This window comes from Collinsella sp. CLA-ER-H9 (assembly GCF_040092295.1).
Taxonomy (GTDB): Bacteria; Actinomycetota; Coriobacteriia; order Coriobacteriales; family Coriobacteriaceae; genus Collinsella.
In genome coordinates this window covers 60,097-83,157 of record NZ_JBBNLV010000008.1, presented here as the reverse complement: position 1 = coordinate 83,157, position 23,061 = coordinate 60,097, and the positions used below count along the sequence as shown (strand labels likewise).

Here is a 23,061-nt window from a genome sequence, read left to right as displayed (position 1 = left end):
GGTTAAGATGCGGTCATGCCGGCCGCAAAGGGGTTCAACATGATCTATTACGTCGAGGACGATGACAACATCAGGGATTTGACGGTCTATGCGCTGCGCAAGCAGGGGATCGAGGCCGAGGGCTTTTCGTGCGATGGCGAGTTTAAGGCTGCTGTGGCGCGACGGGTGCCCGATGCTGTCCTGCTCGACATCATGCTGCCCGATACCGATGGCCTGGCGATTATGCGTCGCCTGCGTGCCGATCGCCTGACGGCGACGGTGCCCATCATGATGCTTACCGCCAAGGACACCGAACTCGACAAGGTGATGGCGCTCGATGGCGGTGCCGACGATTACCTGACCAAGCCGTTTTCGCTCATGGAGCTTGCCAGCCGTTGCCGTGCGCTGCTGCGTCGCGGCGGCATGGTCAAGCAGGCGAGCGATGTGCTCAGCGTGGGCGACATCGTGCTTTCGCCCAGCCATCGCGAGGTGACCGTTGCCGGCGAGCCGCTTAAGCTCACCCTGCGCGAGTTCGACCTGCTCGAGTACCTCATGCGCAAGCCCGGCGTTGTCTTTACCCGCGAGTCGTTGCTGCAGAGCGTGTGGGGCTGGGACTTCGACGGCGGTTCGCGCACCGTTGACGTGCACGTGCAGACGCTTCGCCAAAAACTGGGCGAGCATGCCAGCGCCATCGAGACCGTGCGCGGCGTGGGCTATCGCCTGGCCGAGCCTTCTGCCGGTGATGGTGCCGAAGGCGACGACACCGCGGCCACCGCATCGGAGGAGTAACCCGTGGTCTTCGCCCCCCAGGGAAAACATACGCTGTCGCACCGCGTTTTTGTGACGATCTTTGTCTGCGCCATGGCGGTTATCGTGGCGTTTACGGTGCTGGGTGCGTTCTTTGTGCAAAACACCTTGGCGGATGCCACGAGTGCCAATCTGGCGCAGGAAACCGAGCTCATTGCTGCCGCCCTCGACGAGCAGCAGGAGCCCATCCCGTTCTTGCGTAGCCTCGATCGCGAGGACTTGCGCATCACGCTGATTAACAAGGATGGATCGGTTGCCTACGACAACGAGGCGTCGCCTTCCACACTGCCCAACCACGGCGATCGCCCCGAGGTCATCGAGGCCTTTGAGAATGGTTCGGGTTCCGCGGAGCGTGCAAGCTCTACGCTCGACGAGATTATGCTGTATCGCGCCGTCGCCCTTGATAACGGCCAGGTTGTCCGCTTGGCGCAGGCCCAGCCTGGCGTTGCGGCGATTTTGCTGTCGATGGTGGCGCCGATGCTGCTTATCGCAGCAGCGGGTGCGGTACTCTCGTTTTTCATGGCGCGCCGCGAGTCCCGTGCCATCATCGCGCCGTTACAAGAGGTGGATTTGGACCACCCGCGCCGTAGCTATGAGCACGCCTATGCCGAGATGGTCCCCATGCTTGAGCGTATCGAGTCGCAGCGCCAGGAACTCAAGCGCCAAATGGCGGTGCTAGCGGACAACGACCGTATGCGCCGCGAGTTCACGGCGAATATCACCCATGAGCTCAAGACGCCACTTACGGCGATTTCGGGCTATGCCGAGCTCATCGCAAACGGCATGGTTGAGGGCGAGGATGACCTGCGCAACTTTGGCGGTCGCATCTATCGTGAGGCGGGCCGCTTGGCAGCGCTTGTCAACGATATCCTTACGCTGTCTAACTTGGACGAGGCCGAGCGTGCAACTGAGGGCGAGGCGGTGCCCATTGGGTCCACGGAGCCTATTGAGCTCTCGCGTGCCATCTACACGGTTGAGCAGCGTCTTGAACAGGTTGCCCGTCAGGCGAATGTGACGATAAGTCATGAGACCAAGCCTGTGGTCATCGAAGGCGTGTCGCGCTTGATTGACGAGCTCATCTACAATCTGGCAAGCAACGCCATTCGCTACAACCAACCTGGCGGTACGGTCACGCTGCGCTGCGGAACCAACGATGAGGGCCGTCCGTACCTGTCTGTTGCTGACACGGGTATCGGTATTGCGCCCGAAGAGCAGGGTAAAGTGTTCGAGCGTTTTTACCGTGTGGACAAGAGTCGTTCTAAGGCGCGTGGCGGAACAGGCTTGGGTCTGGCCATCGTTAAGCATGCCGCCGTGTATCACCATGCTTCGCTCGACCTATCGAGCGAGCTGGGTGTGGGGACTACCATCACGGTGACGTTTCCCGTACAGCAGGACGAATCATTTGCGTAGCAATGCAGCAAACGTGTTGTTTTGACGCCGCACCGGGGTTGCCGATGCGGCGTTATTATTGCGCAACATTGCCGTATGTGCTGTATCTTATGTATAGAGTTCGGACTTGGCGGAAAGATGCGATATGATACGAGCAGTTTTGTCGATATGAACTAGGGAAATGAAAGGCAAACTGCATGACCCTTCTCGAACTGTTCCAGCTGCTTAAAAAGCACCTCAAGCTGGTCATCGCCCTTCCGGTGATTTGCGCGGTCGCCATGGGCATCGTGTCCTTCACCATGATGGACAACACCTACACCGCCACGACGAGCATGTACGTTCTCGCCAAGACCGACGATAGCAGTCAAATGAGCTACACCGATCTTTCGGCGAGCCAGATGCTTTCCAACGATATCGCCACGCTGCTCGATAGCGATAGCGTTAAGGGTGGTGCTGCCAAGGATCTGGGCCTCGCCGATCTGGACGACTACAAGATTTCCGTTTCCTCCGAGACCACGACGCGCGTCATCACGCTTTCGGTGACGGGCACCGATGCCGAGGAGACGGCAGAGGTGGCAAGGGCCATGGCCAGCTCGGTGAGCACGGTCGCCCAGAACGTCGGCGCTGCCCAGAGCATCAACGTTATCGATAAGGCTAAGACCCCCGAAGCTCCCAGCGGCCCCAAGCGCGCGCTGTACGTCGCCGTTGCGTTCCTCGCCGGTATCTTTATCGCAGTTGCCTATGTCGTTTTGGCAGACATGCTCAATACCCGCATCCGCGGTGCCGAAGAGGCAGAAGAGCTCCTGGGTATTCCCGTTGTTGGCCGAATTCCGGCTATGAAAGGTGGTAAATAGGCATGGCTAAGGCAAAGAACACCGATAAGCTCGTTGTACAGAATGCCGCCAAGACCCTTCTGGCCAACATCCGCTTTGCGAGCGTGGACGACCCCATTCGCACCATCACCGTTACCTCCTCGATTCCCAACGAGGGCAAGTCTACGGTTGCCATTAACCTTGCTCAGGCAATCGCCACGAGCGGCAAGTCCGTGCTCCTGGTCGAGGCCGATATGCGCCGCAGGTCCCTTTCCGATATGCTCGGCGTTCGTTCGCGCGGCGGACTCTATGCGGTCCTTTCCGAGCAGATTTCCATTGACCAGGCAATTGTCGAGACGGGTCAGAAGAACTTTTACTTTCTCGATGCCGAGCCGCATATTCCCAATCCTGCAGACATCATCGTCTCTCATCGCTTTTCCAAGTTGGTCAAGGCACTGTCTGCTAAGTTCCAGTATGTCATCTTCGATGCTCCTCCGGTCGGCACCTTCATCGATGCTGCCGAGATTGCCAGCCTGACCGACGGCACGCTGTTTGTGGTGCGCGAGGACTTTACCAAGCGCGAAGAGGCGCTCAACGCTATCGCCCAGCTTAAGAAGTCCGAGAAGGTCAAGCTCATCGGTACCGTCATGAATTACTGTGAGACCGAGACCAGCGAGTACTACTATTCTTACTACACCAAGGACGGTAAGAAGGTTAAGAAGGGCTCCGCCGATCAGGGCACTTCCAAAAAGGGCATCTTCACCAACCGGGCAAACGTTTAGTTGATTAAGGCCGACCTATGCGTGACATTCATTGCCATATCTTGCCGGGTGTAGACGACGGCGCCGCCGACCTCGATGAGAGCTTGGCGATGCTCGAGGCTGCCAAGCGGGCCGGTGTAACCAGAATCGTTTGCACTCCTCACTGCCGTGATCCCTATTTTGATTACGACAAGATGTGGGATGCCTTTGAGCTGCTGCGTGATAACGCTGACGGTTTTCCGCTCCAAATGGGCTTCGAAGTCAACCACCGAAAGCTCGTTGAGCTTGGTATCGATGCCGCGGAGCACTTGCATTTCGATGGGACCAACGAGTTCCTGCTCGAGCTTTCGACGCATGCCGATGCGTATGCGTTTAGAGAGTACGAGAACACGATTTACGATTTGCAGTGCCGTGGCTACCAGGTGATCATCGCTCATCCTGAGCGCTATCGTGCGGTTCAAAAGGATGTAAGCGTGGCGGAGCGCCTGGTCGATATGGGCTGCAAACTGCAGGCTTCGGCGGACTTTATTGCCGGCGGTCGCTTTGGTCGCGAGAAAAAGCCGGCACAGCGCCTGTTCGATCAGAACCTGTACAGCTTCATCGCGAGCGATGCCCATAACGTGGGTCATTACGACTGCCTGGCGAAGGCTCGCGCGAAGTTTAGCGTGCGCGGAGCTCATTTTCGCTAAAATCTGTCCCTAACGTTCGCATTGAATGAAAGGGCAGCCATGGATATCCAACTTAAGACGGGATGCTTTGATGACGCGGCGTTGGTGCGCCGCGTCGTTTTTATGGCCGAGCAGGGCTACGAGAGCGAGTTCGACGCTATCGACGAGGACCCGAACTGCATTCATGTGACGCTCTATGTAGACGGCGAGCTTGCCGGTTGCTCGCGCGTGTTTCCCGAAGAGCTTGAGCGCGTGGCTGACGCAGAGGCCCCGGTGTTGCCGGCATGCGACATGGACGAAGGCGTTGCGGCGGGGGAGACCTACATTATGGGGCGCGTCGCCGTGCTGTCCACCATGCGCCGTCGCGGTCTGGCAAGCAAGATTGTCGAAGCCAGCGAAGCTGCTGCGCGCGATGCCGGCGCCAAGCTCATAAAGTTGCATGCACAGGAGTACGTGCTGCCTCTCTACGTCAAGGCGGGCTACACGCAGATCGCGCCGGTAGACTACGAAGACGAGGGCCAGCCCCATGTCTGGATGGCCAAACTGCTGGGTGACAGATAGGGACGTTCCTTTTCTGCCGGCAGTTGGGGCACTCCTTGGCAATTGGCGCATCAGAGCGCTTTGACATACAGTTTTTCGATTCCGTATGTATATATGCGCGCTAATGGGTTATAAAATCTAAGTCTGAACATAGCAGGTCTGCGATGCGGCTCGGGCAACCGGGCCGTTTTTGCGGACGGGGGTAGCGCGAAAGGACTGCACATGCGTCAATTTAAGACCGAGAGCAAAAAACTGCTCGACCTTATGATCAACTCCATCTACACCAATAAGGAAATCTTCCTGCGCGAGCTTATCTCTAACGCGAGCGACGCCGTCGACAAGCTCAACTTTAAGAGCCTGCAGGACCCGAGTGTCAAGCTCGATCAGGGCGACCTGGCTATTCGCGTCTCCTTTGATAAAGACGCCCGCACCATTACCATCTCGGATAACGGCATTGGCATGACCGCCGAGGAGCTCGAGCGCAACCTGGGCACCATCGCCCATTCCGGCTCCGAGGAGTTTAAGACCGAGAACGCCGAGCAGCAGGGCTCCGATGTGGATATTATCGGTCAGTTTGGCGTGGGCTTCTACTCGGCCTTTATGGTCGCCAGCCATGTGAAGGTCGTGAGCCGCGCCTATGGCGAGGATACCGCCCACGTTTGGGAGTCCGACGGTCTTGAGGGTTACACCATCGAGGATGGCGAGCGCGCCGAGCACGGTACCGATGTCATTCTGACGCTGCGTGAGAACGAGAAGCTCGACGCCGACGGCGAGGCCGAGACCTACGATCGCTTCCTGACCGAGTGGGGCCTCAAGAGCCTGATTCAGCAGTACAGCAACTATGTGCGCTACCCGATTCAGATGATGGTGAGCAAGAGCCGCCAGAAACCCAAGCCCGAGGACGCGCCGGATGATTACAAGCCCGAGTACGAGGACTACCAGGAGCTCGAGACCATCAACTCCATGACGCCAATCTGGAAGAAGCGCAGCTCCGACGTTGAACAGAAGGATTACAACGAGTTCTACAAGTCCACGTTCCACGACTTTGACGATCCGGCGCGCACCATCAGCTTCCATGCTGAGGGCACGCTCGAGTATGACGCCCTGCTGTTTGTGCCGGGCCGCGCGCCGTTCGATCTGTACAGTAAGGACTACGAGAAGGGCCTGGCGCTCTACAGCTCCAACGTTTTGATCATGGAGAAGTGCGACGACCTGCTGCCCGACTACTACAACTTTGTGCGCGGTGTCGTGGACTCTGCCGACGTGACGCTCAATATTTCGCGTGAGACGCTGCAGCAGAACCGTCAGCTCAAGGCCATTGCCAAGCGTGTCGAGAAGAAGATCACCGCCGACCTTGAGGATATGCGTGACAACGACCGCGAGGCCTACGAGAAGTTCTTTGAGAACTTTGGCCGCGGTCTTAAGTACGGCATCTACTCGAGCTATGGCATGAAGGCCGATGAGCTCGCCGACCTGCTGCTGTTCTGGTCTGCCAAGGAGCAGAAGATGATTACCCTGGCCGAGTATGCCAAGGGCATGCCCGAGGATCAGAAAGCCATTTACTACGCCGCCGGCGACTCGCGTGAGCGCTTGGCCAAGATGCCCGTGGTAAAGGGCGTGCTCGACCGCGGCTACGATGTACTGCTGCTGACGCAGGACGTGGATGAGTTCACCTTCCAGGCCATGCGTGAGTACGTGGCTGCCGATATGCCCAAGGTCTACGAGGATGACGCTGCTCGCGAGGCTGCCGAGAAGGCAGTTGCCGATGGTGCCGAGCCTGAGGTCGAGGATCGTCACCTGGAGCTTAAGAACGTCGCGACCGGCGATCTTGACTTGGCGACCGATGACGAGAAGAAGGAGGCCGAGGACGCCACCAAGGAGAACGAGGACCTCTTTAACGCCATGAAGGAGGCGCTCGGCGACAAGGTCGAGAAGGTTGCCGTCTCCGCGCGCCTGACCGATGCCCCCGCCTGCATTACCACCGAGGGCCCGCTTTCGCTCGAGATGGAGAAGGTGCTCCAGAAGGGTCCCGAGGGCGCGCCCGACGGTATGCCCAAGAGCCAGCGCGTGCTCGAGCTCAACGCCAAGCACCCGGTCTTTGCCAAGCTCGTCGCTGCCCAGAAGGCGGGCGACACCGACAAGATCAAGCAGTACTCCGGCCTGCTCTATGACCAGGCCCTGCTGGTCGAGGGCGTTTTGCCCGAGGACCCCGTGGCCTTCGCGGCGGCTGTCTGCAACTTGATGTAGTTAGGTAGTTACGCGGTTTTACCAAACCGCGTAACAGCTCGACGCTGCAAACGCCCCTAAGCGGCAATCTGACGTTCAATCGTCGGTCGCGTACCGAAGTACGCTTCCCTCCTCTTTCGCGTCACCTTGCTCGCTTAGGGGCGTTTTCGCTTACTTATGCTCAACCAGCGACGCTTTCGTGGTCCTAAGTAGTCATTGGGGGCGTTTTTGTTTGACTAGTCGTTTAAGAACGTCCCCGATGCTATTTGAATTGCTAATTTGTGCGGGTTGTGGTTTTGTGACCTGCTGAAATTTAAGATACTGTACAACTGTACGTTAATTCGTCTTCGTAGTATATTGCTACCCGCAAAACTCAATACCATTGTGCCCTGAGACGCTAAAGCGCCTACGTACAATGGTTGTCGATAGTACGATTTGATTCAACGACAGGATGGATGGCCCAAGCGTGAGTCTCGGCAGCAAACTATCCGATGCAAAGGTCTCCTTTGCGATATTCAAGCGCGACATTAAGCGACTACTTGTGAACCCCGTCGCCTTGGTGGTTACCCTCGGCGTGTGCGTTATTCCCTCGCTGTATGCCTGGTACAACATCGTGGCAAACTGGGATCCGTACGGAAACACTCAGGGTATCAAGATTGCCATCGCCAACAACGATCAGGGCACCCAAAACGACCTGGTGGGTGAGCTCAACGCGGGTGATAAGGTCGTCGATCAGCTCAAGGAGAACGATCAGTTGGGCTGGACCTTCGTCGATTCGGCGGCCGACGCCAAGGAGGGCGTCGAGAGCGGTGAGTACTATGCGGCCATCGTAATCCCCAAGAACTTCTCGGATAACCTGGTCTCGATGCTCGACGGCAACTACCATCAGCCCAAGCTTACGTACTACGTCAATGAGAAAAAGAGCGCTATTGCACCCAAGGTTACCGACACCGGTGCAAACACCATCGAGCAGCAGATTAACTCGGAGTTCGTCTCCACGGTGGGTGAGACCGTTGCCAGTATTGCCAAGGATGCCGGAGTCGATTTAAAGGACAAGGCAACCCAGGCTCAGGATTCGTTGGCCGGTTCGGTATCAGAGGCTTCTGACACGTTGGGCGAAGTGCGTGATTCGATTGGCGACATGAATGCCGCCATCGATAAGACGAGTGGTTCCATTGCCTCGGCAGATGCAGCACTTGCCGGTCTGCAGGGTCAGGCGCCGTCGCTGACGCAGGCGATCTCCCAGGGCAACGACCTGCTGGGCGAGGCTCGCGCCACGGCGGGTAACTCTGTCGCCTCGCTCTCCAAGGCGCTCTCGGAAGGCAGCCTTGCGCTCACCAAGACGTCAGCCTCCGCGAACGCTGCGATTGGCAAGCTGACGGGCACGATCACATCTACGACCACCCGCATCGACAACTCGCTCGAGTCTCTCCAGGCGACGATCGACCACAATAAGGCCGTTATCGGGCACTTGGAAATTCTCGTCAATGACACGTCGACAGGTTCCAAGGAAATTGACGCGCGCATTGTATCGACCATCGATTTGCTCCGCAAGCAGAATGAAAAGCTTCAGAGCATCAAGGACGGTCTGTCTGCACAGTCGAGCGCCATGGCGAATGACGCCGCGGCTGTCTCGGGTGCCAGCGACGCTATCAATAACGCAATCCAGACCGGTGCGACCAACCTTGGCCAGGCCCAGACGGACCTGGGTCAAAACGCGCTGCCGAAGGCCTCGAGCGCGCTTGATTCATTTGCCGCCGTCTCGGGTGATCTGACGGGAATCGTGTCTGGCCTCACGCCTACTATTGCAAGTGCGCGCGGTACACTTTCGCAACTCAACGCTACGCTCGGTCAGGCCAAGACCACGCTGTCCCAGACCGACGCCTCGCTTGCCAAGGTCCAGGACAAGCTCGCCACCGCCGCCAACGACATCGCGGCGCTGCAGACCTCCGAGTCCATGGGCGAGCTGGCCGACCTGATGGGCGTCGACGTCGATGACGTTGCTGACTTCATGGCATCTCCGGTCGAGCTGACCTCCAAGTCGATCTATCCGGTTAAGAGCTTCGGCTCGGGCATTGCTCCTTTCTACACCAATCTGGCGCTTTGGGTGGGCGGCTACGTGCTCATCGCCATTTACAAGCTCGAGGTCGATCGCGAAGGCGTTGGCAGCTTTACCGCGCGTCAGGGCTACTTTGGCCGCTGGTTGCTCCTGGTGATCCTGGGCGCGTTGCAGGCCATTATCGTTACGGTGGGAGATCTTGTCATTGGTGTACAGTGCGTCAGTCCGCTCCTATTTGTGCTGGGCGGCATCGCCATCTCATTTACGTACGTCAACATCATTTACGCGTTGTCCACTACGTTTAAGCATATCGGCAAGGCAATCGGCGTCATTCTTGTCATCGTGCAGATCCCGGGTTCGTCGGGCATGTACCCCATCGAGATGATGCCCGGCTTCTTCCAGTGGCTGCACCCGCTGCTGCCCTTTACCTATGGCATCAATCTGCTGCGTGAGACGGTCGGCGGCATGTATTCGTTCAACTACCTGTTTAACCTGTGCATTCTGGGCGTGTTCTTGATCGTGGCGCTCTTTATCGGCCTGCAGCTGCGTCCGCTGCTGCTCAACCTCAACCTGCTCTTTGATAAACAGCTTTCCACGACCGGTATGATGATTTGCGAGTCTAACGACCTGCCGCGCGAGCGCTACTCCTTGCGAACGGCCATGCGCGTCGTGCTCGATTCCGATTCGTACCGTCGCGAACTGCTCGATCATGCGGTCGCCTTTGAACATCGCTACCCGTACTACATCAAGGGCGGTTTTGCCGCCGTGGTGGGCGTTCAGGTCCTGCTCTTTGTCCTGTCGACGGTTCTCGATATCGACAATAACGGCAAGATCATCCTGCTTGTCATTTGGATCATCTCGGTTATTGCCATCTGCGGCTGGCTTATCAATATCGAATATATCCGCGCGAGCCTCAATACCCAGATGCGCATCTCGGCGCTTTCCGATGAGGACCTGCGTCGCGAGATGCGCGAGCACACGGCCGCCATTCCTGCCGCCCGCCGCATGTTTGGCCTCAACGCCAGCGAGCGTGATGCCAAGGGTGGCGATCAGTCCACGGGCCGCTTGCCGCATATAGGCTCGCACCATAAATCTCAGGGCAGCGACAGCACAGCCACAAATGATGGAGATACCACCCCGCTTGGCAAGCACTCCAAAGGAGGTGAGGCATAAATGAAGAACATCCTGCATCTGTTTAAGCGCGATGTCCAAAACGTGTCTCGCTCCGTAATCGGCTTGGTTGTCGTGATGGGCCTCATTATCGTGCCGTGTCTGTACGCGTGGTTTAACATCGCCGGCAGCTGGGATCCGTACGGCAACACCGGCAACCTCAAGATCGCCGTGGTCAACACCGATGAGGGTTACGAGAGCGATCTGATCCCCGTCGAGGTTAACGTGGGCGAAAACGTGACCGCCACCCTACGCGGCAACGAGAGCTTCGATTGGGTTGTGCTTAACGATCGCGATAAAGCTATCGAGGGCGTAAAGTCGGGTGCGTACTATGCGGCCGTCGTTATCCCCAAAACGTTTAGCGCTGACATGATGACGCTTTTCTCGACCGACGTGAAGCACGCCGATATCGAGTTTTACGAGAACCAGAAGGCCAACGCCATCGCGCAGATCGTGACCGAGAAGGGTTCGAGCGCCGTTCAGAACCAGGTTAACGAATCTTTTACCGAGACCATTACGAGCGTCGGTCTTAAGACGGTGTCCAGCCTGCTCGATTACATGAGCACCGACCAGGTCAGCAACTTTATCGCCAACCTGTCCTCGACGCTCGGCGATTCGGTCCAGGACCTGCAGGACGTTCAGGCCAGCGCAACGTCGCTTGCGGGCATTTTGAGCTCCACGGCCGATTCGCTGACGTCGGCGAGCGGTATGCTCCAGCAGACGGGTACGGTCGATGAGTCGACCAAGCAGCTGATGGAGCATGCCAAGAGCGGCATCGATGATTCCAAAGAAGCGCTTAAGACGGCAAACGATGCCATCGATGCCGCGATCGATGGAAGTGCGGGTTCGTTCGACAATGTGTCTGCCGAGCTCGCGAAGGCGTTCGATGCCGCGAACCAGCATGTCGACCTTACGGTGTCCCAACTCAACGATGCCGCGACGGCGCTCAATACACGTGCCGACGATATCGACGCCACGGCCGACCAGCTCCGCAGCTTTGCCGATCAGGTGAGTGACGAAAAGCTCCGGGACAGCCTCAAGTCTGTGGCTACATCGCTGGGCAGGATCGCGACGGAGTATCGTAACAATGCCAACGACCTGAGGGCAACCGCTAAGTCCCTTTCTGACAGTATGGCAGAGGTCAACAGCACGCGTGCCGAGGTCGACCAGGCCATCGCCGATGCCAAGGCGGGCATCTCGGGCGCTAAGTCTGACTACGATTCCACGTTCTCGGTCAAGGCCAAGGAGCTCAAGAAAACTATTTCGGGCGTGTTGGATTCACTCGACGGCATCTCGGGCGACCTGGATAGCGCTGTTGCCGGCCTGACCGACGCATCCGGTTCGCTGGCAAAGGGTCTCTCCAAGGCCGCAAAGCTGGTCAACAAGGCTTCCGATCAGCTGGGCGAGGCGTCGGACAAGATCAGCGCGTTCAAGGACGAGCTCGACGGCGCCCTGATGTCGGGTGACCTGGCGACGATCAAGACGATGATCGGCAACGACCCCGAGGGCCTGGCCGTGTCGCTTTCCGGCCCCGTCGCGCTCGACCGCAAGCCGGTCTATCCGATTCGCAATTACGGCTCTGCCATGGCGCCGTTCTACACGATTCTGTCGCTCTGGGTCGGCTCGATCGTACTGGCGGCCATGATGAAGGTCTCGGTCGACGACGAGCTCATCAATGAGCTCATCCCCGTACGCCTGCACGAGATCTATCTGGGCCGTTACCTGTTCTTTGGCGGTTTGGCCCTGCTGCAGGCGACGCTCGTGTGCGCGGGCGACATCCTGTTCTTTGGCATTCAGTGCGACAACCCGCTGCAGTTTGTGCTGGCTGGCTGGGTCGCGAGTCTCGTGTTCTCCAATATCGTCTACACGCTTACGGTTTCGTTTGGCGATATCGGCAAGGCGCTCGCCGTCGTGCTGTTGGTCATGCAGGTCGGCGGTTCGGGCGGAACGTTTCCCATCGAGATGACCGGCCCCGTGTTCCAGGCGATCTATCCGTTCCTGCCGTTTACCCATGGCATCAACGCCATGCACGCTGCCATGGCCGGCGCCTACCATATGGAGTACTGGGTTGAGCTGGGTATTCTGGCGAGCTATCTGATTCCGTCGCTGGCCCTAGGCGTCGTCTTCCGCCGCCCGGTCATCAAAGCCAACGACTGGATCATCGAAAAGCTGGAGAGTACTAAATTAATCTAGCGCAACAATGTAAACGCTGATGCTGCGGCAATGCCAGCGAGCGAGCCGCATTTGCGCCAAGGTGACGTGAAATGAAAGGGCACTGACCTTCTGGTCGCGCCCTTGAAATTGAACGTCAGATTGGCGTGAATGCGGCTCGCGCAGCGTCGGCCGGTCCGCCGTTCGGTAGAACGGCGGAACAAGGCGCTTTAGCGTAGTGAATTGCGTGGGTTGCTTGGTTGTTGCTACAGTAGCGGGGCGTGCCGGGGGTCCGGTGCGCCCTGTTTTATTTGACCATGAGGCGGCATGCGGTCAAGCGCGTGCGGACACCACGCCCAGATTGAGCGCGAGGATGCCCTATGCCCCAGCATGTCACTGACAATATCGAAATGATGCCCGATAGCCCTGTTGCTCGCGAGGACCTGGGTGCGGGCGGCGCCTCCCGTGGCGCCGGTGCTCGTTCGCCGTTGTTCTGGAAAGTTCTACTGCTTTCGGTGGCGATTATCTGGGGCTACTCCTTTACCACTATGAAGGACGCGCTCGACACTATTCCGGTGTTTGAACTGCTCTACGTGCGCTTTCTGCCTGCGGCGTTGGTCATGTTTGCCATCTTCTACAAGCGCATCATCGCGCATCTCAACGCCCGCAACCTTATCGTCGGACTTGGAATGGGCGCACTTATGTGGGCCGCCTACGCTCTGCAGACAGTCGGTCTGGCGCACACCACGGCGGGCAAGAACGCTTTTTTGACGGGCACTTATTGCATTCTGGTCCCGTTCGCGAGCTATTTCCTAAGCGGCGAAAAGCTCACCCGCTATAACCTGGGTGCAGCACTGCTGTGCCTGGCGGGCATTGGCTTGGTGGCGCTCGATAGCGTCGAGTTCAATGTCGGCGATGTCATCACACTGGGCGGCGCGGTCTTCTTTGCCATCCAGATGGCGGTGACCGCCAAGTATGGCCGCAAGATGGACATCAACGTCATCACGTTTTGGATGTTTGTGGGCAACGGCGTGCTGAGCCTGATCTCGTCGCTGCTATTCGAGACCCAGGCGCCTCTGTCCGTGTGGACGCCGAGCTTTATCGGCGTAATGGCCTTTCTCTCGGTGGGCTGCACGTGCGTGGCGCTGCTCATCCAAAACGTCGGCCTGGCGCATGTCCCGGCTTCGACGGACTCACTGCTCCTTTCGATGGAGTCGCCTTCGGGTGTGTTGTTTTCGGTGCTGCTGATGGGGGAGGCGCTCACCTCGCGTCTGCTCGCCGGCTTCGCGCTCATCTTCCTGTCGATTATCTTGAGCGAGACGCATTTCGATTTCTTGCGCCGAAAATCACACCCGCAATTGTAAACAACTTGTTGCGCCGCCCTCCCAGGGCGGCATTTTTTATGTCATGCCCTTACAGTTGTGCCTTGCACTTTACGCTATCAAAGTGCGTGCTGCAAAAACGTTACTGGAGGGCATCTATGGCACCAGCTCTGTCCGATTTTCAACCGCAACCAGCGCCTCAGGCTACCACAGCGGCGCAGACCGCTATCGGTGACGGTCTTGTCGCAGAAGCTCAGGCTTTTGCAGACGAGCTCGCTGCGTGGCGACACGATCTACACCAGATGCCCGAGCTCGGTAACAATCTTCCGCAGACGTCTGCCTATATCCAGGCACGTCTGGACGAGATGGACATCCCCCATACCACGCTCGTCGATGGTTCCTGCGTTGTGGGCCTTGTCGGCGCCGGTGCCGCCGCGGCCCAGGGCAATGGCGTCTGCGCGGACGAACAGGCCGGTACGGTCGTTATGCTGCGCGGCGACATGGATGCGCTGCCCGTTGCCGAGGAATCGGGCGAGCCTTTCGCTTCCACCAACGGTTGCATGCATGCCTGCGGCCACGATATGCACGCGACGGCCCTGCTCGGTGCGGCCCGTTTGCTCAAGGCCCGCGAGGCCGAGCTTGTGGAGGCCAACGCCACGGTGAAGTTGCTGTTCCAGCCGGGCGAGGAGACCTTCGAGGGCGCCCGCGCCGCCATCGCCGACGGTCTGCTGCAGAACCCGCGCCCTCAGGCGGCCTTTGCCATGCATGTCAACAGCCAGTCGCCGCTTGGCCTGGTGCTCTACGGCAGCCCGGCGCTCTCGGGCGTGTACGGTTTTCGCATCACGCTTCAGGGCAAGGGCGGCCATGGCTCGAGCCCCGAGATTTGCATCGACCCCATCACGGCCGGCGTCCATGTGCATCTGGCGCTTCAGGAGCTCATCGCTCGCGAAGTGCCGGCGGCCAAAGAGGTCGCACTTACCGTCGGTAAGTTTGCTGGCGGCCTGGCGGCCAACGTCATCCCCGACACCTGCGTGCTCGAGGGAACGCTGCGCGGCTTTGATGTTGAGCTCATGGCTCACCTCAAGACCCGCATCGCCGAGGTCGTTAACGGCGTTGCTGCAACATATCGTACGCCGGCGACCATCGAGACGCTTTCGGATGTTCCGCCGCTTGTACTCGACAGCGATATGACTCAGGCGTCGCTTGGCTATGTGGGCGCAGTGCTGCCCAAGGCGGCTTTCTTGCCGCTTTTCCATGCCATGGCGAGTGAAGACTTCGCGCTTATCTCGAGCGAGATTCCGAGTGCGTACTTTACCGTGGGCGCGGCCGTAACCGACACGGACGAACACTTTGCCCAACACCATCCCAAGGCACGTTTTAACGATGCCGAGCTTCCCCTCGGTGTCGCGGCTTATACCGCCGTCGCTTTGGGCTATATCGCCGACCACAAGGAGTAACCAATGCCCCAGCAGCGTAAGTTCTTCCCAGGTTGGCTCGTCGTGGCCTCCGGCTTTGTCATCATGGCCACGTGCTACACGATTTTCGTCAACTGCATGAGCCTGTTTCAGCCGCTCATCGTCAGCGACTTGGGCATTTCTCTTGCGCAGTACAACATCTCCAACGCCATCTCTACCGTTGTGAGCGTTATCGGCTCACTTGTGATCGGTCATGTGGCCGACAAGGTGAGCGGTCGCGTTTTGGGCTCCCTCACTGTTATCGCCACCTCTGCCGTTCTTGCCGGCATGAGCTTTGTCGGTGAGCTGTGGCAGGTCTACGTGCTCTTTTCTGTTCGCCCCGTTCTGCCCGTGGCCGCCTTGGAAGCCGAATGGATGCTCGTACCATCATTCGGCTTCCAAGGCGGCCACGGGCCTACGAAATGATCCGTTTTCCTCCGTCCCCAACAGATCACGTGATCCGAAGGGGACGGAGGAAAACGGATCGGCTGCCGCGGCGGCACGTCTGGCCGAACGAGTCCCCATACCCTCGTTCGGTCAGACGCGCCGCCGCGTTTCTGCTTTGTGCCGTATAATGTCCATTACCTATGACGCGATACAAAAGAAAGGTGTTTGCCCATGCAGGCACAGAAGGCGGAGGGAACCCGCGACCTTATCGGCGCCGAGATGCGCGCCTGGCAAAAGATGCAGCAGATTGCTGCCGGCGTGTTCGAGCCGTTCGGTTTTAAGCCCATCGAGACGCCCGCGATCGAGCAGGTGGACGTGTTTGTCCACGGTATCGGCCAGTCGACCGACGTCGTGCGCAAGGAGATGTTCCGCGTGTTTAGCGGCGCCAACCTGGAGCGCGTCTTTACCGAGGGCACCGATACCAAGCTTAAGCCCAAGCAGCGCTTGGCGCTTCGCCCCGAGGGTACGGCCGGTGTGGTGCGCGCCGTCGTGGAGAACAACCTGGTGCCCCAGGGCTCCACGCCGTTTAAGGCCTATTACGCCGAGGCCATGTTCCGTGGCGAGCGTCCCCAGAAGGGTCGTCTGCGTCAGTTCCACCAGGTGGGCATCGAGTGGCTCGGCGCTCCCGATCCGGCTGCCGACGCCGAGTGCATCATCATGCTCATGGAGTTCTACAAGCGCCTGGGCTTCGATCTTTCCAAGCTTCGTCTGCTTATTAACTCGATGGGCGATGCACAGTGCCGTCCGGCATACCGCGAGCAGGTCAAGCAGTTTATCCTCGATCACGCCGACGAGATGTGCGACGAGTGCCGCGAGCGCGCCGAGCTCAACCCGCTGCGCGCCTTCGACTGCAAGAACGACCATTGCCGCGAGATCATGGCCGACGCCCCGCTGATGGGTGACAACCTGTGCGACGAGTGCCGCGAGCACTACGAGCAGGTCAAGCGCTATCTGGATGCCGCCGGCATCGAATATGTCGAGGACCCCACCCTGGTGCGCGGCCTGGACTACTACACCCGTACCGTCTTTGAGGTCGAGGCCCCCGGCGCCGGCGTCGGCTCCATTGGTGGCGGCGGTCGCTATGACGGCCTGGTCGAGCTCGAGGGCGGCAAGCCCACGGCGGGCGTCGGCTTCGCCGTCGGCTTTGAGCGCGCCCTGCTGGCCCTGCAGGCCTTTGGCAGCGACCTGGGTGCCGAGGAGGCCCCGTGCGTCTATGTCGCCAACGCCGGCAAGGAGCTGCGCCAGAACGTCTTTGCCATTACGCAGGAGCTTCGCGCCGCAGGCATCGTGACCGAGGCCGACTATCAGGGCCGTTCGCTCAAGGCTCAGTTTAAGCAGGCCGACAAGGTGGGCGCCAAGCTCATTTTGGTCTTGGGCGGCGACGAGCTTGCCGCCGGCAAGGTCAAGGTGCGCGACATGCAGAGCCATGACGAGGTTCTCGTCGATCTGGCCAATGTGGTCGAGGCGGTTCGCGAGCGCCTGTAGCGCATCTTTTTGAGCTGCGGGCCTGCTAACGTGCCCTGCTCATGGAGAGCGATTGTTACGGGGGTGTTTCGCTTTTATGCGGAATGCCCCCGTTTACGTATGCCGCCTACCGAGAAATACGACCATTTGGGGCAAAAACCCTTGCAATGCAGAAAATACTTTTGTGTGGTAAAGCGCAATCAGTGTCGAAAGTATTTCTCAAGCGCCTATAATGAATACCGCATGTTACGTGCATAGAAGGAGGAATGGGAGGAAACGTGGCTGAGAACCTAAGCAACCAGTCTGTACCCGAAGCCGCGGCGCGCGTCGCTGCCGTGGTCAACCGCCTCGTTAACCGAATCGGCTCGAATGCCGAGTCCAGGGAGCGTCTCGCCGAGATCGAGATCCCCGAGGAGCTGCGCGATAATCTGGCGCTGTTCCTGCGCCTGGAGCGTCGTGTGCTTAGCGAGTATGATCCTGAGATCGCGGACCTGTTCGACAAGATCCTGTCGGCCGAGATTGTGGCCAATGCCGGCAACCCCGGTACCCGCGCTGCCGACGAAGCCGTCGACGAGCAGGGCGTGCCCACCGCCGACGAGCCCACTGCCGTGGCATTTCGTGAGGTCGTCGATCTGATCGACAGCCTGCCGCTCGATAAACAGCAGGTCATTGTCCGCGCCTTTACGAGCTTCTTCCATCTGGCAAACCTGTCGGAGGAGAACTACCGTGTGGCGCAGCTGCGCGAGCGCGAGGCCGGCGCATCGACCGATACCGAGGTCGATCCCGCCAACGAACTCACCGTCGCCTATCACCAGTTGGTAAACGAGATGGGTGTCGAGGGTGCCAATGAGCTGCTCGGCAAGCTTGAGTTCCATCCCGTCTTTACCGCGCATCCCACCGAGGCCCGTCGCAAGGCCGTCGAGGGCAAGATTCGCCGTATCTCCAACCTGCTGGAGGAGCGTCCGCGTCTGGGCGGCTCCGACCTGGTGGAGAACGAGCGCCATATGCTGCAAGAGATCGACGCCCTGGTACGCACGAGCCCCATCGCGTTAAAGAAGCCCACGCCGGTCGAGGAAGCCGATACCATCATCGACATCTTCGATAACACGCTGTTCGACGTTATCCCCGTCATCTACCGTCGCTTTGACGACTGGGTGCTGGGCGACAAGGCCGGTACCGTGCCGCCGCTGTGCCCGGCGTTCTTCCATCCCGGCAGCTGGATCGGTTCCGACCGCGACGGTAACCCCAACGTCACCGCCAAGGTGAGCCGTGAGGTCGCCGCCAAGTACTTCACTCACATGGTGCTCAAGCTCGAGGACAAGTGCCGCCGCATCGGCCGCAACCTCACGCTCGAGGCCACCTACAGCAAGCCGTCTGCCGAGCTCATCAACCTGTGGAACCATCAGGTCGAGATGAGCACCCAGTACACGGCACGCGCCGAGCTGATCTCCGAGCACGAGCCGCATCGCGCCGTCATGCTCGTCATGGCCGACCGTCTGAACGCCACCGTGCGTCGCATCACCGACACCATGTACCACAGCGCAGACGAGTTCTTGGATGACCTGCGTGTCGTTCAACGCTCCCTGGCCGCCTGCGGTGCCGTCCGTGCTGCCTACGGCCCGGTCCAGACCATCATCTGGCAGGTCGAGTCCTTCGGCTTCCATATGGTCGAGATGGAGTTCCGTCAGCACTCCGTGGTGCACGCTCGCGCCCTCAAGGATATCCACGAGAACGGTATCCATGGCGACCTGCAGCCCATGACGCGCGAGGTCATCGATACCTTCCGCGCTATCGGCTCCATCCAAAAGCGCTACGGCAAGAAGATGGCGCACCGCTACATCATCTCGTTCACCAAGAGCGCCCAGCATGTGGCCGACGTCTTTGAGCTTGCCCACCTGTCCTTTGCACACGAGGAGGATGTCCCCGAGCTCGACGTGATTCCGCTGTTCGAGCAGCTCGAGGACCTCGAGGGCTGCGTCGACGTGCTCGACCAGATGCTTACACTGCCCGTGGTGCAAAAGCGCCTTGCCCAGACCAACCGCCGCATGGAGGTCATGCTGGGCTACTCCGACTCCTCCAAGGATGCCGGTCCTACCACGGCTATGCTCGCGCTGCACTCCGCGCAGGAGCGCATTGCCAAGTGGGCCGAGAAGAACGATATCGATCTGGTGCTCATGCACGGTCGCGGCGGTGCCGTGGGCCGTGGCGGCGGCCCGGCCAACAAGGCCGTGCTGGCGCAGCCCAAGGGCTCGGTTAACTGTTTCTTTAAGCTCACCGAGCAGGGCGAGGTCATCTTTGCCCGCTACGGCAACCGCACGCTGGCCCAGCGCCATGTTGAGTCCGTTGCCGCCGCAACGCTTTTGCAGTCGGCCCCGAGTGTCGAGAAGACCAACACTGAGACCACGCAGAAGTTCTGGGATATGGCCGAGAAGCTCAACGCCGCAAGCCACGAGCGCTATCTGGACCTGCTGAACACCGAGGACTTTACACCGTGGTTCTCGACCGTGACGCCGCTGACCGAGGTCGGTCTGCTGCCGATCGGCTCGCGTCCCGCCAAGCGCGGCTTGGGTGCCAAGTCGCTCGACGACCTGCGTACCATTCCGTGGATCTTCAGCTGGAGCCAGGCGCGCATCAATCTGGCCGCTTGGTACGGCCTGGGTACCGCTTGCGAGCAGTTTGGCAATCTGGACCAGCTTAAGGCTGCCTACCAGGAGTGGCCGTTCTTCCGTACCTTTATCGACAACATCGAGATGTCGATTGCTAAGACCGATCAGCGCATTGCCAAGATGTATCTGCATCTGGGCGACCGCCAGGATTTGTCCGAGAAGGTCTTCACCGAGATGCAGCTCACGCGTAAGTGGGTTCTTGCCATCGTCGGTGACGAATGGCCGCTGCAGCGCCGCCGTGTGCTCGGCTGCGCCGTCCGCGTGCGTAATCCCTACGTCGACGCCCTGTCCATCGCCCAGGTCCGCGCCCTTCGCGAGGTGCGTATGAACCAGGACGAGATGGCGGAGGAGAAGAAGGCCGAGTACATGAGCCTGATTCTTTCGACTGTGACCGGCGTCTCGGCAGGATTGCAGAACACGGGGTAATCGATAGCCCTGTGGCTCTCACCGGGACCCGACGGGTTTCCCTCTGAATGCGTCCTCGCACTTGAAGCCCCCTTATCCTGCTCCTTCGGAGCTGCGGATAAGGGGGCTTCGTGCTGCGGAATGCATTCAGAGGGAAACCCATCGGGTCCCTTCGTCCTCGGTCTTCTGGGATTAAAGCTGATGAAAATAAAGTGCGCTTCGCGCCCAATGTGGAGTGCGGCGAGGGCTTCTTGCGTCCTGCGGAGTGTGCTTAAAAGTAAGCTGATGGCGGGCCCTGCGATGTCCGGTCTTCGGCGGATTACTGGCTGGGGGAATAATGGTGCGCTTCTCGCCTTACGACTGTAGCGGCCGCGGTCTCGTTTGGGATCGCGGCCGTTTTGTTGTGGGTCAAATATGAACGTTGTGTTAATGAGTCGGTAGACGGTGGTGTTTTTCGGTGAGCGGCGTATCCTTCCAACGGTTTATCTAGTGTGTCAGTTGAAAGGAAGAGGGCGCTCGTCATTGTTTGAATGTGAACTGCCGTTTGACCACAAGACGTTGCATCTGGAACTCGAGGATAAGAACTTCGCGGGTGTGATGGAAGGTCATCAAAACGAGTTTAAGACTACGAAATCGCAGGAAGAGCTGGTAGAGGAGTCGCTTGCCAACCCTTATGGCTCGCCTTCGCTCGAGGAGCTTTGTGCTGGCAAAAAGGACATCGTCATCATTAGTTCCGACCACACGCGCCCCGTTCCCTCGCGTGTGACGATGCCTATTCTGCTGCATCACATTCATGCCGCTGCGCCCGAGGCTCGCGTGCGTATTTTGGTTGCTACGGGTATGCACCGTCCGTCGACGCACGAGGAGCTCGTCAATAAGTATGGCGAGGAGATCGTTGCCAACGAGGAAATCGTTATGCACGTCGCGACTGACGACAGCATGATGAAAAAGATCGGCACCCTGCCTTCTGGTGGCGAGTGCATCATCAACAAGATTGCTGCCGATTGCGATCTGCGGCTTGCCGAGGGCTTTATTGAGCCGCACTTCTTTGCCGGTTTCTCTGGTAGCCGCAAGTCCGTCCTGCCTGGCATCGCCAGCTACAAGACCATCATGTACAACCACAACGGTCAGTTTGTGAATGATTCCCACTCGCGTGCCGGCAACCTGTGCCATAACCACGTGAGCGAGGACATGTTTGCCGCCGCCGAGATGGCCCACCTCGCCTTTGTGCTTAACGTGGTGCTCAACGGCAAGCACGAGGTCATCGGCTCCTTTGCCGGCGACATCCACAAGGCGCACGAGGCCGGCTGCGAGTTCGTGAAGAGCCTTGCCGGCGTTGAGCCCGTCGAGTGCGAGATTGCCATCACCACCAACGGTGGCTACCCCCTCGATCAGAACATCTATCAGGCCGTGAAGGGCATGTGCGCTGCCGAGGCCACGCTTCCCGAGGGCGGCGTGATCATCGACGTCGCCGGTTGTGCCGACGGTCACGGCGGCGAGGGCTTCTATCACAACATCGCCGACAACGATCCCGCAGAGTTTGAGCGCGCCTGCATCGATCGTCCCAAGGACGAGACCCTGCCCGACCAGTGGACGAGCCAGATCTTTGCCCGCATCCTGGCGCATCACCCTGTGATTATGGTCACCGACCTGTGCGATCACCAGATGCTCAAGGATATGCACATGACGCCGGTCAACACTATTGAGGAGGCGCTCAAGCTCGCCTTTGAGATGAAGGGTGCCGATGCCAAGGTTGCCGTCATTCCCGATGGCCTGGGCGTTGTCGTCGCGCAGCACTAGTGCGCGGCCTAAACGAATCGTTTTTAACCGACAAGAAAGATAAGGTTTTATGCTTACCAAACTCCTCTGCGAATTCGGCGCAACTGCCCTCATGATCGTCTTTGGCGTGGGCGTGCACTGCGATACCGTGCTCAAGGGCACTAAGTATCAGGGCTCCGGCCATATGTTTGCCATCACCACCTGGTCTTTTGGCATCTCGGTCTGCCTGTTTGTCTTTGGCGGCGCCGTGTGCATGAACCCCGCCATGGTGCTTGCCCAGTGCATCGTCGGCTTGGTGCCGTGGAGCAGCTGCATCCCCTTCATGATTGCCGATATGCTCGGCGGCTTTGTGGGTGCCGTGATCGCTTGGTTTATGTATGCCGATGAGTTCAAGGCTTCCGAGGGCGTCGTCGACCCCATTGCCCAGCGCAACATCTTCTCGACCAACCCCACCACCGAGGGTACGAACTATGCCCGTAACTTCTTCTGTGAGGCTATCTGCACCTTTGTGTTCATCAGCGCCATCCTTGCTGCCGCTAGCCGCGCCGGCGAGAACGTTCTGATGCTCGCCATCTGCGTCGGTCTGATCGTTTGGGCTGTTGGCATGGGCATGGGCGGCATCACCGGCTTCGCCATGAACCAGGCTCGTGACCTTGGTCCTCGCATGGCCTATCAGGTGCTGCCGATTAAGAACAAGGCTGACAACAACTGGAAGTACGGCCTGCTTGTTCCTGGCATCGCTCCGTTTGTCGGTGCCGTTCTGGCCGCGCTGTTTGTGCACGGTTTCTTGGGCATGTTCTAGTCCGAGCAATTGATATAACGTCCGGTCACGGCACAAGTTAACTTCCCGCCGCGTCCTCGGACATGCAAGAAGCCCCCGCTGCGCACTTCGTGCGGCGGGGGCTTCTTGCGTCCTGCGGAATGCGGCGGGAAGTTAACTTGTGCCGTGACCTGCGGGAATC

General features: G+C 59.1%; 16 protein-coding genes. All 16 read left to right on the top strand.

The window, feature by feature from the left end:
* Positions 1-39: 39 nt before the first annotated feature.
* The 16 genes from AAAX73_RS06490 (at position 40) to larD (ending at position 22,901) form a co-directional block, all read left to right on the top strand.
* Positions 40-768: a response regulator transcription factor gene (locus tag AAAX73_RS06490; protein WP_089572665.1), complete on the top strand. Its 729-nt coding sequence runs from the start codon at positions 40-42 to the stop codon at positions 766-768.
* A gap of 3 nt (positions 769-771) precedes the next feature.
* Positions 772-2,196 (top strand): ATP-binding protein, encoded by a 1,425-nt coding sequence (locus tag AAAX73_RS06485; protein ID WP_349125419.1) that lies wholly within the window; start codon positions 772-774, stop codon positions 2,194-2,196.
* Positions 2,197-2,372: 176 nt separating this feature from the next.
* On the top strand, positions 2,373-3,029 hold the full coding sequence (locus AAAX73_RS06480) for a Wzz/FepE/Etk N-terminal domain-containing protein (protein WP_349125418.1): 657 nt from the start codon (positions 2,373-2,375) through the stop codon (positions 3,027-3,029).
* 2 nt (positions 3,030-3,031) lie between these two features.
* Positions 3,032-3,769, top strand: coding sequence for a CpsD/CapB family tyrosine-protein kinase (locus AAAX73_RS06475; protein WP_349125417.1), 738 nt, complete (start codon positions 3,032-3,034; stop codon positions 3,767-3,769).
* A 17-nt stretch (positions 3,770-3,786) separates the two neighbouring features.
* Complete coding sequence (locus AAAX73_RS06470) at positions 3,787-4,437, top strand: CpsB/CapC family capsule biosynthesis tyrosine phosphatase (protein ID WP_022094060.1); 651 nt, start codon at positions 3,787-3,789, stop codon at positions 4,435-4,437.
* A 39-nt stretch (positions 4,438-4,476) separates the two neighbouring features.
* The gene (locus tag AAAX73_RS06465; RefSeq protein ID WP_349125416.1) at positions 4,477-4,977 is read left to right on the top strand and encodes a GNAT family N-acetyltransferase; all 501 of its coding nucleotides are present in this window, start codon (positions 4,477-4,479) and stop codon (positions 4,975-4,977) included.
* Positions 4,978-5,178: 201 nt separating this feature from the next.
* Positions 5,179-7,203 (top strand): molecular chaperone HtpG, encoded by a 2,025-nt coding sequence (gene htpG, locus AAAX73_RS06460; protein WP_349125415.1) that lies wholly within the window; start codon positions 5,179-5,181, stop codon positions 7,201-7,203.
* A 445-nt stretch (positions 7,204-7,648) separates the two neighbouring features.
* Complete coding sequence (locus AAAX73_RS06455; RefSeq protein ID WP_349125414.1) at positions 7,649-10,414, top strand: YhgE/Pip domain-containing protein; 2,766 nt, start codon at positions 7,649-7,651, stop codon at positions 10,412-10,414.
* On the top strand, positions 10,415-12,604 hold the full coding sequence (locus tag AAAX73_RS06450) for a YhgE/Pip domain-containing protein (RefSeq protein WP_349125413.1): 2,190 nt from the start codon (positions 10,415-10,417) through the stop codon (positions 12,602-12,604).
* Between the two features lie 338 nt (positions 12,605-12,942).
* Positions 12,943-13,926: a DMT family transporter gene (locus tag AAAX73_RS06445; protein ID WP_349125412.1), complete on the top strand. Its 984-nt coding sequence runs from the start codon at positions 12,943-12,945 to the stop codon at positions 13,924-13,926.
* Positions 13,927-14,042: 116 nt separating this feature from the next.
* Entirely contained in the window at positions 14,043-15,341 is a 1,299-nt protein-coding gene (locus AAAX73_RS06440) for a M20 family metallopeptidase (RefSeq protein ID WP_349125411.1), read from the top strand.
* 3 nt (positions 15,342-15,344) lie between these two features.
* Positions 15,345-15,764: a hypothetical protein gene (locus tag AAAX73_RS06435; protein ID WP_349125410.1), complete on the top strand. Its 420-nt coding sequence runs from the start codon at positions 15,345-15,347 to the stop codon at positions 15,762-15,764.
* 192 nt (positions 15,765-15,956) lie between these two features.
* Positions 15,957-17,270, top strand: a complete 1,314-nt coding sequence (gene hisS, locus AAAX73_RS06430; protein ID WP_349125409.1) for a histidine--tRNA ligase — start codon at positions 15,957-15,959, stop codon at positions 17,268-17,270.
* Positions 17,271-17,608: 338 nt separating this feature from the next.
* Positions 17,609-20,341, top strand: coding sequence for a phosphoenolpyruvate carboxylase (locus tag AAAX73_RS06425; RefSeq protein WP_349125427.1), 2,733 nt, complete (start codon positions 17,609-17,611; stop codon positions 20,339-20,341).
* 501 nt (positions 20,342-20,842) lie between these two features.
* Positions 20,843-22,120: a nickel-dependent lactate racemase gene (larA, locus tag AAAX73_RS06420; protein WP_349125408.1), complete on the top strand. Its 1,278-nt coding sequence runs from the start codon at positions 20,843-20,845 to the stop codon at positions 22,118-22,120.
* A 49-nt stretch (positions 22,121-22,169) separates the two neighbouring features.
* Positions 22,170-22,901: a D/L-lactic acid transporter LarD gene (gene larD / locus AAAX73_RS06415; protein ID WP_349125407.1), complete on the top strand. Its 732-nt coding sequence runs from the start codon at positions 22,170-22,172 to the stop codon at positions 22,899-22,901.
* Positions 22,902-23,061: the final 160 nt, after the last annotated feature.